Annotated in this window: 14 protein-coding genes; 8 read left to right on the top strand and 6 right to left on the bottom strand. The window is 62.8% G+C overall.

Features of this window, described 5'->3' with window-relative positions; genetic code table 11:
- Positions 1-16 precede the first annotated feature (16 nt).
- Positions 17-2,329, top strand: coding sequence for a TonB-dependent siderophore receptor (locus ACXMYO_RS08870; protein WP_457808456.1), 2,313 nt, complete (start codon positions 17-19; stop codon positions 2,327-2,329).
- Between the two features lie 85 nt (positions 2,330-2,414).
- On the opposite strand, the gene ACXMYO_RS08865 is transcribed toward ACXMYO_RS08870, so the two are convergent.
- From ACXMYO_RS08865 to ACXMYO_RS08850, 4 genes are all read right to left on the bottom strand, one after another.
- Entirely contained in the window at positions 2,415-3,746 is a 1,332-nt protein-coding gene (locus tag ACXMYO_RS08865) for an MFS transporter (protein WP_457808455.1), read from the bottom strand.
- A gap of 153 nt (positions 3,747-3,899) precedes the next feature.
- A complete protein-coding gene (locus ACXMYO_RS08860; RefSeq protein WP_457808454.1) occupies positions 3,900-5,138 on the bottom strand; it encodes an MFS transporter in 1,239 nt (412 codons plus the stop codon).
- A gap of 220 nt (positions 5,139-5,358) precedes the next feature.
- Positions 5,359-7,278, bottom strand: a complete 1,920-nt coding sequence (locus tag ACXMYO_RS08855; RefSeq protein WP_457808453.1) for an alpha/beta hydrolase domain-containing protein — start codon at positions 7,276-7,278, stop codon at positions 5,359-5,361.
- A gap of 119 nt (positions 7,279-7,397) precedes the next feature.
- A complete protein-coding gene (locus tag ACXMYO_RS08850) occupies positions 7,398-8,606 on the bottom strand; it encodes a GGDEF domain-containing protein (protein WP_457808452.1) in 1,209 nt (402 codons plus the stop codon).
- Between the two features lie 249 nt (positions 8,607-8,855).
- On the opposite strand from ACXMYO_RS08850, the gene ACXMYO_RS08845 reads away from it, so the two are divergent.
- A complete protein-coding gene (locus ACXMYO_RS08845; RefSeq protein WP_457808451.1) occupies positions 8,856-9,281 on the top strand; it encodes a YqaA family protein in 426 nt (141 codons plus the stop codon).
- Between the two features lie 78 nt (positions 9,282-9,359).
- Here the strand turns inward: ACXMYO_RS08845 and ACXMYO_RS08840 are convergent, their stop codons facing one another.
- Positions 9,360-10,247 (bottom strand): aldo/keto reductase family oxidoreductase, encoded by an 888-nt coding sequence (locus tag ACXMYO_RS08840; protein WP_457808450.1) that lies wholly within the window; start codon positions 10,245-10,247, stop codon positions 9,360-9,362.
- Positions 10,248-10,529: 282 nt separating this feature from the next.
- Between ACXMYO_RS08840 and ACXMYO_RS08835 the strand changes: the two genes are divergently transcribed.
- Positions 10,530-12,632 (top strand): mechanosensitive ion channel family protein, encoded by a 2,103-nt coding sequence (locus ACXMYO_RS08835; RefSeq protein ID WP_457808449.1) that lies wholly within the window; start codon positions 10,530-10,532, stop codon positions 12,630-12,632.
- 20 nt (positions 12,633-12,652) lie between these two features.
- Here the strand turns inward: ACXMYO_RS08835 and ACXMYO_RS08830 are convergent, their stop codons facing one another.
- Complete coding sequence (locus tag ACXMYO_RS08830; protein ID WP_438768329.1) at positions 12,653-13,036, bottom strand: winged helix-turn-helix transcriptional regulator; 384 nt, start codon at positions 13,034-13,036, stop codon at positions 12,653-12,655.
- 173 nt (positions 13,037-13,209) lie between these two features.
- On the opposite strand from ACXMYO_RS08830, the gene ACXMYO_RS08825 reads away from it, so the two are divergent.
- The 5 genes from ACXMYO_RS08825 to ACXMYO_RS08805 all read left to right on the top strand — a co-directional run bounded on the left by ACXMYO_RS08825 (position 13,210) and on the right by ACXMYO_RS08805 (position 17,089).
- Positions 13,210-13,821, top strand: a complete 612-nt coding sequence (locus ACXMYO_RS08825; protein WP_457808448.1) for an NAD(P)-dependent oxidoreductase — start codon at positions 13,210-13,212, stop codon at positions 13,819-13,821.
- A 28-nt stretch (positions 13,822-13,849) separates the two neighbouring features.
- A complete protein-coding gene (locus ACXMYO_RS08820) occupies positions 13,850-14,317 on the top strand; it encodes a nuclear transport factor 2 family protein (RefSeq protein ID WP_457808447.1) in 468 nt (155 codons plus the stop codon).
- A gap of 56 nt (positions 14,318-14,373) precedes the next feature.
- Positions 14,374-15,099: an SDR family oxidoreductase gene (locus ACXMYO_RS08815; protein ID WP_457808446.1), complete on the top strand. Its 726-nt coding sequence runs from the start codon at positions 14,374-14,376 to the stop codon at positions 15,097-15,099.
- A gap of 161 nt (positions 15,100-15,260) precedes the next feature.
- A complete protein-coding gene (locus ACXMYO_RS08810) occupies positions 15,261-15,863 on the top strand; it encodes a TetR/AcrR family transcriptional regulator (protein WP_457808445.1) in 603 nt (200 codons plus the stop codon).
- On the top strand, positions 15,860-17,089 hold the full coding sequence (locus ACXMYO_RS08805) for a multidrug effflux MFS transporter (RefSeq protein WP_457808444.1): 1,230 nt from the start codon (positions 15,860-15,862) through the stop codon (positions 17,087-17,089). The genes ACXMYO_RS08810 and ACXMYO_RS08805 overlap by 4 nt, the downstream gene beginning before the upstream one ends.
- Positions 17,090-17,141: the final 52 nt, after the last annotated feature.

Genomic DNA, 17,141 nt, shown 5'->3' with positions numbered 1-17,141 from the left:
TCGTAAAGGGTCATTCATGAACAATCGCGCTTCACAGGCATCCGGGAACGCCTTCGAGTGGTCAGGGAAGCCGCTCGCCGGAGCCATTGCCGCCACGTTCGGCAGCTGCCTGCTCAGCACGGCGGTGTACGCGCAGCCGCCTTCCGATAACAATCAAAACGCCTCGAGCGTTCAGCTGGCACCCATGACGATCGAGGCAGCCAGCTACCAGAGCGGCTTTGCCAGCAGTTACACGGTGCCCGAAACCCGCAGCGCCACCGGGTTGAATCTCTCGCCCCGGGAGACGCCGCAGTCGGTCACCAGCATCACGCGCCAGCAGATGGACGACCGGCGGGTGGTCGATCTCGAGGACGCGCTGGAGCTCACGCCCGGGGTGACTGCCAACAAGTCCGAAGTCGGCGTGCGCACCTCCTTTCGGGCGCGCGGCTATGACATCAACAACTGGCGGGTGGACGGGCTGCAGTTTCCCGGCGGGTCGGGCTTTAGCGGCGGTGGTAACGCCCTGAGCATGGACATGTACGAGCGCGTTGATATTGTGCGCGGCGCCAACGGGCTGCTGGGCGGCACGGGCGACCCGTCGGCCACCGTGGATCTGGTGCGAAAGCGCCCGCAAAAGGAATTCGGCGGCAGTGCCTACGTCTCCTATGGCCGCTGGGACAAGTCCCGCGTCGGGGCGGATCTTAATCTGCCGCTGACCGAAGACGGCAGCATCCGCTCGCGGTTTGTGGTCACCCAGCAGGAGGGCGACTCGTTTCGCGACAACGAATCCAATCGCAATCGGGCGGCGCTGGCCACCTTCGAGTTCGATGCCACCGAGGACACCACGCTGGGCGCGGGCTATCAGTATGAGTACCGCAAGACCCGCGGGGCCGGGTGGGGCGCCAACGTGCCGATCTGGTTTGCCGACGGTGAAAAAACCGATCTGTCGCGCAGCACCAACCTGGCGCCGCACTGGAGTTACGCGCAGTCAAAGACCAACACCACGTTCGCGTCACTGACCCATCAGTTCAACCGCGACTGGCAGCTTGATGTCAGAATCGCCCAGAGCGACATCGATGCCGTCAATCAGCTGGCGGTGGCCAAGGTCAATCGTGACAGCGATGGCAACTATGGCGGCTACTGGAATCAGGACGGCAGCGGCGCCGTTCTCAACGGTCTGCGCCAGATGCCCGAGACCCGTCAGCGTTCCGCCCGATTTGATCTGAGCGGCAGGTATGATCTGTTCGGCCGCCAGCACGATGTGATGTTCGGCTACAGCGAAAGCCGCACGCGTGAACGCTCCCCCGAGCAGAACTGCGTGATGTCGAGCGATACGACCTCCGTTGCGTCTGCAAACTGCATGTACCGCCTCGACGGGCTGGCCATCACCGACTGGCGTAATGGCGTCGACGACGATTTCAGCCTGGATGCCTCCAGAACCGGTCGCACCAGCGTCGACAAGACGCGTCTGCGCGGGGTGTACGCCGCCACGCGGTTAAACGTTACCGAGCCGCTGTCGGTGATTCTTGGTGCCCGCGCCAGCTACTACAAGACCGAAAGCCGCGGTGTTGACGGCGACCGTATCAGCAGCCAGCAGGAAAACGGCGTCTTCACGCCCTATGCCGGCGTGATTTATGACCTCTCCCGCAACTATTCGCTCTATGCCAGCTACACCAACATCTTCACGCCGCAGACCCGCGAGACCAGCAGCGGTGATCGGGTCAAGCCGCTCGAGGGCGACAGCTACGAAGCCGGCATCAAGGGAGAGTGGTTTAACGGTCAGTTGAACGCCTCTGCGGCCGTGTTCCGTACACGTCAGGAAAACGCCGCCGTGCTGGACGGCGCCAACGAGACACCGACCGGCGGTCAGGCCTACAAGGCCGGCACCGGCAACGAGACCGAAGGGGTGGATCTGGAAGTGGCCGGCGCGATCACGCCGAACTGGAACGTCTACGGTGGCTACACCTATCTGCACTTTCGCAGCATCGACTCCGACGGCCGCAGTGACCCGTCACACCTGTTCAAGCTCTCAACGACCTATCAGCCCGCGGGCATGCTGGATCGCTGGACCTTCGGCGGTGGCGTGCGCGCCCAGAGCAACATTGATGCGATCTCGAGCCCGGCAGGGCGGCCCACCAACGGCGTCAGCACCGGCTCCACCCGCGCCAGGTGGCCGGGCTATGCGATCTGGAACGCCATGGCCTCCTACGACATCACCGACAATACAAGCGTGACGCTCAACCTCGATAACCTGTTCGACAAGCGCTACTACGACAGTTACGGCTTCTACGCCGGCTCGATCTACGGTCAGCCGCGCAGCGGCACCGTCACGTTGAGCACCACCTTCTAACCACAGCGAATGATCCGGTCGGGTCTCACGCCCTGCCGGCACCGGATAAACACCGGGGCCGGCAGGGCGTTTTGGCTGGTCGCGGTCAGACGGTTCGCGGCCCGTCGGTGCTGGCCGGGTCAGGGTGGGCGGTGGCCACGTCCGGCACCACCTGCGACAGGTCTTCCTGATGCTCGTGCTCGAGCGCGCCCTGCACCAGCGCCTCGGTCACGACCAGCTCGGCGCCGACCGCGGAGTGGGGCGTGTTGGAGGTAAAGGGCGCCACGGGCAGCGGCGCCGGGCGCTGGCTGCGACGCCACAGCAGAAACACCATCAACGCAGTGGCCAGACTGCCCAGCGCCAGAAAAAGCCCCGTGTCGCCCAGATGGTCCATGACCGGCGTGATCAGCGGCGGGCTAAACGTCGCGCCCAGTTCGTTGATCAGCAACAACCCCTGGCTCATGCGCACCAGCGCCCCTGCCGGGGCGCGGTCGGAGGCGTGGCTGATCGCCACCGGATACAGTACAAACGCGCTGCCGCCGATCAAAAACAGCATGCCGGCCATCACCATGGGGTTGTCCGCGGTGAACAGCACGCCAAAGCTGAGCGCCCCCAGCGCGGCACTGGTGATGATCAGCACCATCTGTCGGTCGTGGCGATCCGACCAGCGCCCGATCGGATACTGCAACAGCATCGCGCCCAGAATGACGATCGCCATCATGCGTCCGACATCCTGCAGCTCAAGCCCGATGCGCTGCAGATACAGGGGCAGCAGGCTGTAAATCGCCGAGATCACCAGCCCCGCCACAAAGCAGCCCACCACGCCGGTGGGGGTGACCGTGATCAACCGCCAGGGAGACAGCGGCTCGGCGTGTTCTACCAGCGGCGAGACGCGCGGGATCAGGCCCAGCGGCAGAATGGACAGCGCCGCCAGAATCGCGATGACCATGAACGCGGCCGAGTCGCCCCCGAAATCCGCCACGCCCAGCAGCAGCTGGCCAATCACGCCGGCGCCGTAGAGCGCAATCATGTAAAGCGCCAGCAGGCGACCGCGTACCTTCGGGTCCGAGGCACTCAAAAGCCAGCTCTCGATCACCAGATAGACGCCAAGCGTTGCCCAGCCGCACAAAAAGCGCATGACAAACCAGAATTCGGCGTTCACCCACAGCCCCTGAGCCAGCACCGTGACCGCCACAAGCGCGCCAAAGCAGGCGTAGGCGCGAATATGGCCGATGCGCAGCAGGATACGGTCACTGAACAAGGCACCGATGACCAGGCCGGCGTGAAAGGCCGACGAGATCCAGCCGATCGTGGTGGCCGAGGCGCCGGCGGCGTCCAGACGCACCGTCACCAGCGACATCATGAAGGCGTTACCGATACCAAAAATAAAAAGTCCGAGCAGTGGCGCAAGGGCCATCGAGAACAGCTGGCGTGACATGAGGCGTGTTGATCCTGATAAGCGTCGGCGGGCGGGAGAGCCGACGAGTCCTTCGAAAGCAGTTCTTCGACCGGGCGGTCGAAAGCGAGCGCACTATACGCCTGAAATCAGGGGAAAAGAAGCGAAATCAGCGCCCTGAAAAGGGCGCAGGCGCTAGAGGGTTTCGCCGGGGTTGGCGGCCGCCCGCCGACGCTCGGCCGAACGGGCCCGAAGCGCCACGAGGGCAGCACAAAGCCCTGCCACGGCGCCGACCATCATGGCCCAGCGCGGGCCGGCGTGATTGGCTAGCGCGCCCACAATGGGGGCGCCGATCGGCGTGCCGCCCATCGTCACCGCGGTACGCAGCGCCATCACCCGCCCGCGCATGGCGGGGGCGGTGGTGAGCTGCATGGTGGCATTGGACGCCGTCATGAAGGTCAGGGCCGACAGCCCGGTCAGCATCAGCGCGAGGGCAAAAAGCCACACGCTGGGCGCCAGTGCCGCCAGCGTACAGAACACGCCAAACGACAGCGACGACACCAGCAAAAGCCCCATGCGCGGCTGCTCGCGCCGGGCGGCCAGCAGCGCCCCGGTCACCGAGCCCACGGCCAGGCAGGTGGTCAAAAGCCCGTACTGATCCGAGTCGCCGTGGAACACGCTCACCGACATGGTCGAGATAAAGACCGGGAAATTAAAGCCAAAGGTGCCGATCAAAAAGAGCATGAACAGCAGCGCGCTCAGATCGGGGCGGCCCCTGACGTAGCGAAAGCCCTCGGTCAGCCCGCCGGGGCCGCGCGTGGCGCGCTCGGCAACATGCAGATCACCAACGCGCAAAAGACACAGCGCGCCCAGTACGCCGGCAAAGGAGAGCGCATTGACGATGAACAGCCAGCCGGTGCCTGTCGCGGCAATCAAAAGCCCGGCGATGGCCGGGCCGACCATGCGGGCGGCGTTGAACGAGGTGGAGTTGAGCGCCACCGCATTGGCCAGCAGTTTTTCGCCGACCAGGTCGTTGACGAACACCTGCCGCGCCGGGGCGTCAAAGGCCGTCACGCACCCCAGCGCCAGCGCGAAGAGGTAAACCTGCCAGAGTGTCACCGTATCGGTGAGCGTCAAAAGGCCCAGCCCCAGTGCTAAAAGCCCCTGCAGCGCCTGGGAGAGCATGATCAGGCGGCGCCGGTCGAAATAGTCCACGGCAAAGCCCGACAGCGGCAGCAGCAGAAGCTGCGGGCCGAACTGCAGCGCCATGGTCAGGCCCATGGCGCTGGCGTCATGAGCGGTGAGCACGGTCAGCACCAGCCAGTCCTGGGCGATGCGCTGCATCCAGGTGCCGATATTGGACACCAGTGCGCCGCCAAACCAGAGACGGTAGTTGTAGACACTCAGCGAGCGGAACAGCCGGCGATCACTCATGGGCGGCCATGGGTGCAGGCCTGGGAAATACCATCAAAAAGCGGTTGGTCATGACGCGGTTGTGATCGTTGATTCAAAAGCAAGAGGAACTGCCTGGCCGCATCCGGGGTATGGGGGGCGCCGCGAATGGGCCGGCGAGAGGCCTACCAGTGTAGCGCCTTTTCAAGCACAGACACGCCCCGGCGCCCGGCGTCGGCTCAACGCTGGGCACCTCGTGCCTTCAGTCGAGCGGCCAGGGCGGGGCCGCTGCCACGACAAACCCGACATCGCCTGGCAGCATCAGACGCTGCTCTACCAGGCGGTCGGCGTGTTGACGCACGGCTTCGATATAGGCGTTGCGACTGTCGTAGCGCGCACCCACCGGCGCCCGGCTGTCGGCCTGCGTGGCAGCGGTCGGGAAAGGCAGATAGCTGCCATCGAGACTGCAAAGATCCCCCTGGCCAAAGCCTGCCGCGCGCAGGTTCCAGCCCTGATAGCTGCCCAGCGGCGCCGCCACGTAGGGTAGGTGCACGCCGCCTTTGGCAATGCCGTCGGCATCGACGCGGGGCACCCGAACCGGATAGGCCGCACCGGCGGTGGGCGGGATGGTGTCATGGTCCATGATGTGCAGCTCGTTGACGACCGGTGATGGCGTCGCACCGCTGATGCGCGGCAGGGTCAAAGCCTCGGGCGCTGTCAGCGTGTCGGGCTCAAGCCCCGGATAGGTGCTGGCCGGCGGCTCGGTGCCCTCGCTGATCCAGGCCTGCATATTCCGGCTCAGTGCGCGCATGACCGGCGCCGGGCTCAGCGGGTTGGTCGGGTACTGACACATCGCCTTGTGATCCGACACTGCGCCCCAGGCATTGAGGTGTGGCAGACCGGCGAGAAAATACAGCCGCACGCTGTCGGGCATGGACAGCGGCTCGCCTGCCGGGGTCGAGGAGACCAGCGAGGCCCGGCCCTGCCAGAATTCGGTGGACGTGTCGCTGTGCATCAGCCTGGGGCAGGTGTTTGAGGCCGTGCAGGCGGCCAGAAGACTGTCACGGCGCCCGGTCAGCGCATCGGTGGTTTCGGCGTAGGTGAAGGGGAACTGGTCGCCCGGGAAGTCGTGGTCCTCGTGCTGGCGTGAAAAGCGCCCGGGCTGGGCGAACAGGGCATTGGTAAACGTCTTGCGTGAGCCCGCGATGTGGACCATGGCGCCATCGAAGACGGGCGCGCCGTGCTCATCGGCGTTGAAGCCCTGATAGATGAGATCGCGCAGAAACCGCCCCGACTGGGAAATGCCCAGCCCGATGGTGTGGTCGATATCGTGCGTGGGCGGGGCCACGTCATGGCCCGGGTTGCCGCGCAAAAACGACACCAGATCGCGGGTGGCCGCCAGCGCGAGACCGGAGGGCAGCGCGCCTCTGGCCGGATAAACGAGCTCGTAAATGGCCCCGGCATCCAGTCCTTCGGGTCGGGTGATCTCAACGCTCTGCTCGTCGATATAGCGAAACGACAGGCCTTCAGGCGTCTCGCGCGGTGCCTGCGGCGTCGGACGCACGGTCAGGGTGGCCGCATCCGGCGCCATACTGGCGGCCGGGTAGCTCAGCGATTCGCGGCTGACGGTGTCGTCATTATCGAAGATGAACTCATCGCGCGACGGGCCCGTGACGCCTTCAAGGACGGGAAGGTCCATGGTCAGCAGATCATCTCCCAGCCCGGTCTGCCAGCCGCCCCAGACCAGCGTATGGCCCTGATGCATCTGAAAGCCATCACCCGGGTCGTCCACGCTGAACCGGTCGCTGATGGACGATCGGTTCAACAGCGCCAGGCTCAGGTTGCGGCCCCGGTTGGGGATTTCGTAAAACAGCGTCCCCGAGCTCTGGCCGGCAGGCTGCAATATCACGACCTCGGCACTGAACTCCACCTCGCCGCGGGCGTTGACCGGCACCTTGTCGATACCCGCGATGCCGGCCACGCGCTCGCTGTCGGGGTCGACGCCAAAATGCGCGACGGCCTTGATGCGCTGATAGCTGCCGGCCTCACCGAAGTGGCGCCCGTCGTACAAGGAAGTGGTGGAAAGTACATCGAAGCCGGTCACTCTGGCCTCCGCCGGTGCGCAAAGCAGGGCAAGGGTCATGGCGGCGGTGCGGGCGGGTCGTCGGGCAAGGCATTTCATCAGGGAAGCTCTGGCGGACAAACAGCGCCCAAGGGTGCGTGATTGCCGGAGACAATGCCATCCCCTTGTGAACGAGGCCGGGACTGTCGTGTGGCGCAAAAGGGAGCTGATGGGCGGTATCAGGACAGCGGCGTCGGGCTGTCCGTTTCATCGGAAACCAGGCGTTCGGCGCCAGTCTCGACAGGGCCGGCGTGGCCGTACGGACGATACACCACCTGGTTGCGGCCATTGGACTTTGCCTGATACAGCGCTTCATCGGCGCGCTTTAAAAGATGCGCGCCGCCGTACTCATGGGCATCGGGCAGGATGTGCGTGATGCTCGAGACGCCAACGCTGATGGTGACGCGCGCCCCCGCCCCCAGTGCTTCATTGGAGATGTTGAGGCCCTCAACGCTGGCGCACAGCCGCTGCGCCAGCTGTCGCGCCCCTGCTTCATCGGTGTCGGGCAGGACAATGGCGAACTCTTCGCCGCCGTAGCGCACCAGCAGATCCGGCGACCGAGAGATGACGTCCTTCGCGGCCCGGGCAATACGTTGCAGGCATCGGTCACCGCTGTCGTGGCCGTAGCGGTCATTGAAGGTCTTGAAGTGGTCGACATCGAACATGATGACCGACAGCGCCTGCTGACGGCGGGCAAGGCGCGACCATTCGCGCTCCAGCGCCACGTCGAGTGCCCGCCGGTTGGCAAGGCCTGTCAGCGGGTCGGTATTGCTGAGCGTTTCCAGATACCGATTGCTCAGCGTCAGCTCGCCCTCGGCGTGATCGATCTGCTGGCGAAAAAGATACAACACGATACCCGAAAGCATCAGCGCGCCTGCCACGCTGAAGACATACATCGCATCGATCCAGGGGGAGGGCAGCGGTGCGACAGCGGTGTCTGCCGTAAACAGAAAGTGCGTAACAACATAGAGCCCGCCAAACAAGGCCATGATGGCAGCATACATCCGCGCTCTGGGGCGTTCGTATAGAAAGGCCAGTATGGAGGCGAGGGTAAAATAAAACAGGTTCACCCCGGCTTCGGTCCCGATAAACCAGGTCACGACCCCAAGCTGACAGCAGGCGTTGATCAAAAGCACCGTGCTTGCCGTGTTGTGCCGGCGCCGATGATTGAGCGACAGAACCGACAGATACCCCGCCATAAATATCAGATTGGCGAAAAAGACCCCCTGATAGACCGAAAAATCGTAACTGTAATAAAACAGCTGGTAGGGCACGGTGGCGACGGTACCAAAAAGCCCCAGCTGATTGCACAGGGCGATCCGTCGGCGCACGCCGCGAGGCTTCCCTGACGTGCCGGGTGACCAGAGTTTTTTGAGGGTATCGATCATTGACTTGCCTTATCCAGCCCGTGAGCGCGCCGTACATGGCCTTGTTTTTTCCGACAGCTCCCGGCGGCGTTGGCCATGACAGGCAACCGCCATGGACTCATGGCTCTAAAGCGATTCGCAACACATCAACAACGCCCTCTTGAGTGTAGAGGTATTAAGCGTTTTTGTTGCGGCGTCTAACACTGATTAACATTATGTCGGTTGGCCACGCCGGCCGGGCTGTTACGCTCGCGCAGGTGAAATCACGTCATGGGGGGGGTGTTGCTGGATATCGGTCAGACCGGGCTTTTTGTATCGGCCTTTTTTTCGGCCACGCTGTTGCCGATGGGGTCAGAGGCGGTACTGGCATCGCTGCTGCTGAGCGGCGGCTCGCCCGTGTCTTTAATCATCATTGCCACCGTCGCCAATGTGCTCGGCTCGCTGGTGAACTACGCCATGGGCTACTGGGCCAATCAGGGCTGGCTCAAGCGCCAGAAACCGGGGCTCATGATGAGCGCCGAGCAGCGCTTTCGCCGCTACGGACGCTGGTCGCTGCTGCTTGCCTGGGTGCCGATCATCGGGGATCCGCTGACGCTGATCGCCGGGGTGCTGCGGGTTAATCTGCTCTGGTTTTTGTTGCTTGTGACCCTGGGCAAGGCGCTGCGCTACATCGTGCTGAGCATCGTGATTGTGTAGCGTTTGAGGGTATGACAGGACATGCCGGCTCGTTGAGCCGGCCGCCTTTTCAGTCGTTCGTCACCGCCTCGCTTTTGATCATTCGCTACCGCGTGTCTCATCGGCACCGATACGATCCAGCACGGCCAGCTCTGAATGCGGCAGCAGCAGATTGGCGGCGTCCAGGTTCTCTTCCAGATGCTTGAGTGATGAGGTGCCCGGAATCAGCAAAAGATTGGGCGCGCGCTGCAAAAGCCAGGCCAGTGCCACCTGCATTGGCGTGGCCTCAAGGCGGGCGGCCACTGCATCCAGGGCATCCGACTGCAGGGGCGTGAAGCCACCCAGTGGAAAGAAGGGCACGTAGGGGATGTTCTGCGCGGCCAGTTCGTCGATCAGTGCATCATCGTGTCGCCGGGCCAGATTGTACTGGTTCTGCACGCAGGCCACCTCGCCGCTTTTTTGAGCCTCGCGTACCTGGGTGGCGGTGACGTTGCTCAGTCCCAGATGGCGGATCAGCCCGCGCGCCTTCAGCTCGAGCAGCGTGGTCCAGGGCCCTTCCAGCGACCCCTCTGCCGGGCCGTGGGCGTCAATCATGCTGCGCAGATTCACCACATCCAGCGCGTCGAGCCCGAGGTTTTTCAGGTTGTCCTCGACGGCGCGGGTCAATTCCTCGGGCGAGAGCGCCGGCAGCCAGCCGCCGTTCTCGTCGCGCCGGGCGCTGACCTTGGTGACGATGTGCAACTGATCCGGATAGGGGTGCAGCGCCTCGCGAATCAGCTGATTGGTCACGTGCGGGCCATAGAAGTCGGCGGTGTCGATATGATCAACGCCGGCTTCAACGGCGGTCTGAAGGACGCGGCGCGCCATGGCCGGATCCTTCGGCGGGCCGAAAACGCCGGGACCGGCCAGCTGCATGGCCCCATAGCCCATGCGGTTTACCTGGCCTGCGCCAAGCGTATAGCGTCCTGCGGCCTTGATATCGACCATGCGCGTTCTCCCGAAATGTGATTGACCGGCCCGTGGAGGTACCCCGTGAAAGGGGTTACGGCCAGTGTAGTCCCATCCGTTGATGGGTTGGGTACGCGGGTACCGATGGTTGCCTTTTTTTGAATCCCTTCGATTTGTCAACACAGATGGAGGACGAGCGCGGCGGTGAAGATTACGATGCCCTCGCCTCGTTGATCGTCCGGGGCCCTTGCCTTGCCGGTGACATCTCGACAGGAAACGGCATGAGGAGACGTTATTGCATCCAGACAATTCAGGGTAGGTATGAAGGGAAATAATGTATGGCGGGTGTGGCTGCTGGCAGCAATGGCGCTCGTGTTGTCCGGTCTGTGCGCATTCCAGGTACAGGCACAGGAGGGGGCCGGCGAGGATGGACGCTGGTTTTCGGTTGAATCACTCAATAGCGGGCTGGGCGAGGCGCCCGACAGCGTGCAGCGGTCAACGCCGCGCGAGGCGATTCGAAGTCTCATGGAGCTGACCCGCGAGGAGGATTACGCGGCCGCCGCTCATGTTCTCAATCTGTCCGAGCTGAGCCCTGAAGAGCAGCAGGCAAGAGGCGAGCAGCTGGTTCGGGAGCTGTCCGTGGCGCTTCGCCGGGGAGAGTGGTTGAGGGTGTCGGGTCTTTCCGGACGTCAGGACGCCGCCATCGAGGACCCGTCGGGACAAAACCCCCGGGCGGGAGAGACGCGTCGTAACATCGAGCTGACCTCCTTTCAGGCTGACGGCGAAACCTATGATGTTCGCCTGGCCCGCTATCGCGTCGAGGGGCAGGATCCGGTCTGGCTGATCATGCCGGACACCATCTCCTCCATCCCGCTTTTATACGACAAGTACGGCCCTTCCGAATTCGAGGATTATATTCCCGAACGCCTCAAGACCTCCTTTGGCACGCTCAAGGCCTGGGAGTGGATCGGTATCCCGATCGTTTTGCCACTGATCGCGCTGTTGGGGTGGTGCGTCTACAGCCTGGCGGGATGGGTCGCCCGGCGACTGCCCGAGGGCTACCGAAGCTTTTTTACCGGTCGAATCAGAGGGCCTCTGGCCTTTATTGTCATGTCGCTGGTCACCCAGATACTGCTGGATTATGTGGTGTCCTTTTCGGCGATTATCACAACGACGCTTCGAGTGGTTCTGATCATCGTTCTGGGCTGGGCGATTGGCACGATCGCGCTGCGTCTGCTTGATACCTTCATGGTTCGCATGATGCACCACCTGGTCGGTGAAATTGACGACACCAGCCCCAAGGAGGAGCGCCGGCTGCTCACCAGCCTCTATGCGCTGCGCCGGATCATCATTTTGATCATGGTCACGACCGTCTCGGTCTATGTGCTCAGCCAGGTGCAGATATTCGAGACGCTGGGGCTTTCCATTATGGCCTCGGCCAGCGTTCTGGCGGTGCTGGTGGGTATCGCCGGTCAGGCGGTGCTGGGCAATATCCTGTCGTCGTTTCAGCTGTCGCTGGCCAAGCCCATACGCATCGGTGATCTGGTGATGTTTGAGGATCAGTGGTGTTACGTCGAGGGCATCTTTTATACGTTTATCCGCTTGAGGGTGTGGAACGATCGCCGTCTGATCGTGCCGGTGACCTATTTTGCCTCAAAGCCGTTTGAAAACATGTCGGCTCAAAGTACCCATGAGTACCGGTGCCTCGAAATGAAGCTTCATCTGAGCGCCGATATTGCCCGTATCCGAGAGAAGTTCATCGAGTTTGCCAAAGAAGACGATAGTGTCGTCGAGCACGACAGGTTGCTGTGTTATGTGACCGGCCAGACCGACATGGCACAAACGGTTGCCTGTTATCTCATGACCACCGACCCGATGAGCGGCTGGACGGCAGAGATGCTGATCCGGGAAAGGCTGCTGGCCTTTGTGCGTGATCACCATCCCGAGTGGTGGCCCAGAGAGGTCATGGCAGTCGGGCGCCACGATGTCGCCTTTGGCAATGCACCGGAGACCGGCGATGCAGCGCCGGACAGTGACAGCGAGCAGGGCGCCCAGGGGGACAGTGAAGAAGGCTTTAAAAGGGACGCGGAAGAAAGCCCCGAGGCCGGTGACGACGAAGACGACGAAGACAGCGCCGAGAATGGCGACGACAACAATGTGAACGACGACAGTGAAGAAGGCTTTAAACACAACGCTGAAGAAAGTCCCGAAAGTGATGGCGATGGAAAAGATGCCCGGGCGCATGAAGAGGAAAATGCCGCGAAAGCGGTAAGTAACGACGCTGAAAGAAACGCCGAAAAAGGCTTCAGGAAAAACGCCAGCGAAAGCTCCAGTAGCGGCGATGAAGAGGAGGCCCAGAAGGCCTCCAGAAGGCGGCATACGGAAAAGGGCCGAAAGCGGTCTGAAAAAAATGCCCGGCGCTGATTTGCGGCGCCGGTGTCTCGTCAAGGCTGCTCAAGGCTCGTCCGGTAGTGGCTTCGGGCTTCCACAATGGTGCGGTGGTGCGCGTCCGCCCAGGCCACCAGCTGCTGCATGGGCTCAAGAAACGAGCGCCCCAGCGCCGTCAGGGCGTACTCCACCTTCGGGGGCACCTCGGGGTAGAGCGTGCGGGTGATGAAGCCGTCCTGCTCGAGCTGTTTGAGCGTGCGCGAAAGCATCTGTTTTGAAATGTCGCCGATCTCGCGCATCAGGGCGTTGAAGCGCAGGGTTTCGGGGGCCAGCGCCTCCAGTATCAAAAGGCTCCACTGATTGCCGATGCGATCAAGCACATCGCGAATCGGGCAGGGCTGGTCGAAAACGAACGCATCGCTGTCGGGCATCGTTGTCATGATATCGCCATCGATCGGGTGGTTGGGTGGCCGGGGCAGACGCTGGCAGGTCACATGGATGTGACCCTGTCAGGTGCGTGTGACGTCTTGCGCCGGCCTCGGAACTCACTTAAGTTGAATCCACGGTCTGTCTTTTAGACCGCCCATGATACCGGCATTCAAGGAGGTGGCATATGGCACAGGTGGCATTGATTGGCGCATCGGGTAACGCCGGCTCGCGGCTTCTCGCAGAGCTTTCGGATCGCGGACATCAGGTTACCGCCATCGCTCGCAACAGGGAGAAAATCACCCTGTTGCCCGGAGTGACGGCCCGGCAGGGCGATGCCAATGATCGCAGGGCGCTGGCCGAGCTGCTCAAGGGGCATGACGCTGTTATCAGCGCGGTGAACTTCAAGACCAATGACGTGAAAACGCTGGTCGGCGCCGTACGCGATGCCGGCGTGTCGCGCTATCTCGTGGTCGGCGGGGCCGGCAGCCTCGAAGTGGCCCCTGGTGAGAAGCTCATCGATCAGCCAGACTTCCCCGATGCCTACCAGCCCGAGGCGCGTGCCGGCGGCGAGTTTCTGGACTTTCTGCGCGGCGTGGAAGATCTCGAGTGGACCTTCCTGTCGCCCTCGGCCGAATTCGTGCCCGGCGAGCGTACCGGGCAGTTTCGACTCGGTCAGGATCAGCTTTTGACCCATGAGGGCGGCTCCAGCATCTCCTTTGAAGACTACGCCGTGGCGATGGTCGATGAGCTGGAAACCCCCGCTCATGTGCGCCAGCGCTTTACCGTCGGCTACTGATCAATCAACCCCTACCGGAGCTATCTGCATGTCGCTACTGAAATCCCTTGGTGTTGTCACGACCGCCCTGATGCTGGCCGTGCCTGCGGTCTCGTTCGCTCAGTCCGAGCGCGACGTGGATCAGGAAGAGTCCAATCGGGAACTGGTGGTGGACTTCTACAACCAGTTTTTCAACGAGCATGAGACCGAAAAAAGCGGCGAGGTGCTGGCAGGCGACTATATCCAGCACAACCCGGAGGTGCCTGACGGCAAGGCACCCTTCGTCGATTACTTCTCGGGTTACTTCAAGGAAAATCCGGACTACAAAAGCGAAATCATGCGCAGCGCCGCCGATGGCGATCTGGTCTGGCTGCATGTTCACTCGACCAACGGTGACGAGGATCAGGGCGAGGCCGTGGTGGATATCTTCCGCGTCGACGACGGTAAAATTGTTGAGCACTGGGACGTGATTCAGGCGGTGCCGGAAGAATCCGCCAACGACAACACCATGTTTTAAAAAGTACACGTTTTAAACAGGACACGTCCTGAACCGTCGAGCCGCAGGGAGATGACATGATAAAAGCCGCAACCGTTGAACACGCCTCGCACCGGGCCATGGTCGTTGGTGCCTCTCGCGGCATCGGGCTGGGGCTGGTACACGCGCTGCTGGCCCGGGGCTGGCAGGTCACGGCCACGGTGCGCGACAGCGCCCGCACGCCGCAGGCGCTGGCAGAGCTGCAGACGCAATATGACGCGGCGCTGGAGATCGTCGAGCTGGATCTCGCAGACGCCGCCCGGCCTGCACAGCTTGCCGCATCGCTTGGCGCGCAGGCGCTGAATCTGCTGGTGATTTCGGCCGGCATCATGGGGCCGGATCATCAGCGCGCCGAGCAGGCAGGTCAGAAAGAGACCGGCGAGCTCTTTGATCTCAACGCCATGGCGCCGCTGCGACTGGCCCGCGCTTTGCTCCCGGCAATGGCCTCTCATGGCGTGATCGGGTTTGTGAGCTCGCGCATGGGCAGCGTATCGCTTAACGACTCCGGCGATCGCGAGCTCTACCGGGCCAGCAAGGCAGCGCTCAACAGCCTCACTCGCGGCTTTGCCGTCAACGAGGCGATTCCTGCCGGTGTGGGGGTCTTGAATCTGCACCCCGGCTGGGTACAGACCGATATGGGCGGCGATGATGCCCCGGTAACGGTCGAGCAGAGCGTGACGGGACTGGCAGACGTTCTGGAAGGGGCGCTGGGTCGTCTCGAGCAGCGGTTTGTGGATTTTGAAGGACAGACGCTGAGCTGGTAACGGCTGATGTCATCAACGATAGAAATGGCCCATCAGGGCCATTTTTTTAAACAATCAAGGCTACCTACCGGTCGGTAGCCTTAATCGCTAGAATGCGCAGCCCAATGCTTGCCCCCTTGCGGCGAGCGTTATCGGGTCAGTCACTTTCAGGAGTATCGACAATGTCATCCACCACGACCCCGGCGCTGCGGCGGGTGCTCGATGCCGCAGTGGTTCAGTTCGCCCGGCATGGCTACGAGGGGGCGTCACTGTCCGGCATTGCCGCGGACGCCGGGATTCGCAAGGCGTCGCTCTACTCGCACGTCAAAAACAAGGATGCGCTGTTCATGGCGGTCTTTAACGATGCGCTTGAAAGGGAGGCGCGCTTTGCCAGCGAGTGCTTCGCACGCGGTGATGATGTGCTGCCCGGACAGCACTACTGCGCGTCGTTGCTGGCGCGCTACGCCGACTCCGAGCATTTTCGCTTTCTATTGCGCACTTCCTATATTCCGCCCGACTCGCTTTTTGACACGCTGCAGCAGGGCTATGAGGCCTACATGCAGCAGCTTTTGGCGGACTTTACGACTGCGCTGCGCCGCCACGTCGGGGCGCCACTTCGCGAGGACGATGTCGAGGTGATGGGGCATGCCTGGATGGGCATGGTCGACAGCCTGCACGTGGCCCTGATCTATATCGGTCAGGCGCGTTTTGAAGCGCGCCTCAACGCCCTGGAGCGACTCATGGGTGACAGTATCGCAAGGCTTGAAAAGGGAGAAACGTCATGACTCAGCAGACGGCTCGGGCCGACGCCCATCAGGGAAGCATCGGGCTTTCGCTGGTGATACTGCTGGCCCTTCTGACCGCGCTCGATGCCATGGCCATCGACATGTATCTGCCCGGCATGCCGATGATTGCTCAGGACTACGGAGTCTCTGCCGGCAGCGTGCAGCAGACCCTGTCGGTTTTTCTGGCGGGGCTGGCGCTGGGGCAGGGCCTTTACGGCCCGCTGCTGGAGCGCTATGGGCGTCGCCTGCCGCTGATGGTGGGTCTTGTCATCTTTGTGGCCGGGTCGGTCGCGGCGGCCATGGCGCCCACGCTGGAGTGGCTGCTGGTCGCACGCTTTGCCCAGGCCATCGGCGCCGCTGCTGGACTGGTCGCACCGCGTGCTATCGTGGCCGATCTCTGCGACGTCAAAAGCTCGGCCAGAATCTTTTCGCTGTTGATGCAGGTGATGATGATCGCCCCGGTCGTGGCACCGATGATGGGCGGGTTCATGCTCGAGCACGGCGGCTGGCGCGGTATCTTCTGGGTGCTGGCGGTGTTTGGCGGGGTCGGTCTGGTGTGGGCGCTGGCCGCCATTCCGGAATCCCTTGAGCCCGAGCGTCGGGTGGCGCTGAGCGTGGGCGGCGTGGTGCAGGGCTATCTGACCCAGTCGCGTCGTCGGGTCTTCATGGCCTACACGGTCGCCGGTGGTTTCGTGCTGGGTTCGCTCTTTACCTACATCAGCGCGGCCGCCTTCGTGTTTACCGACCATTTCGGCATGACGCCGACCCACTTCAGCTACCTGTTTGCCGCCAATTCGGTCGGGCTGATTCTGGGCGGCACGCTGGCCAACGTTCTTGCCGGTCGTGGCATGACGCCGGCGCGCGTCACCTATATCGGGCTGGGCGTTCACGCACTGGCCGGCGGGCTTCTGGCTTTGGCCGTCATGGCCGGTATGGGGACTTTTGAGGTCTATGTGGCGCTGCTGGCGCTGGCAATCGGCGCGCTTGGGCTGGTGTTTGGCAACCTGACGGCGCTGACCATGAACCATGGCGGTCGACAGGCGGGCGTGGCCTCGGCACTAATGGGCACGTTGCACTATCTATTGGCGGCCTGTGTGGGCTATGTCGTCAGTCTGGCCACCCAGGGGCCGGCGCTGATGCCGCTGACCATCGCCGTGTGCGGCGTCATGGCCATGGCGATGTGCGTGCTGGCGGGGCGGCTGATTCGACATGAGGCGAGTGAATAAACACAGCGGTCGCTGGTTGTTCGTTAACCCGCTATCTTTTCTCGTGACGCCG

Source organism: Kushneria sp. EE4, from assembly GCF_977968315.1.
This window is presented reverse-complemented; position numbering and strand designations above follow the sequence as displayed.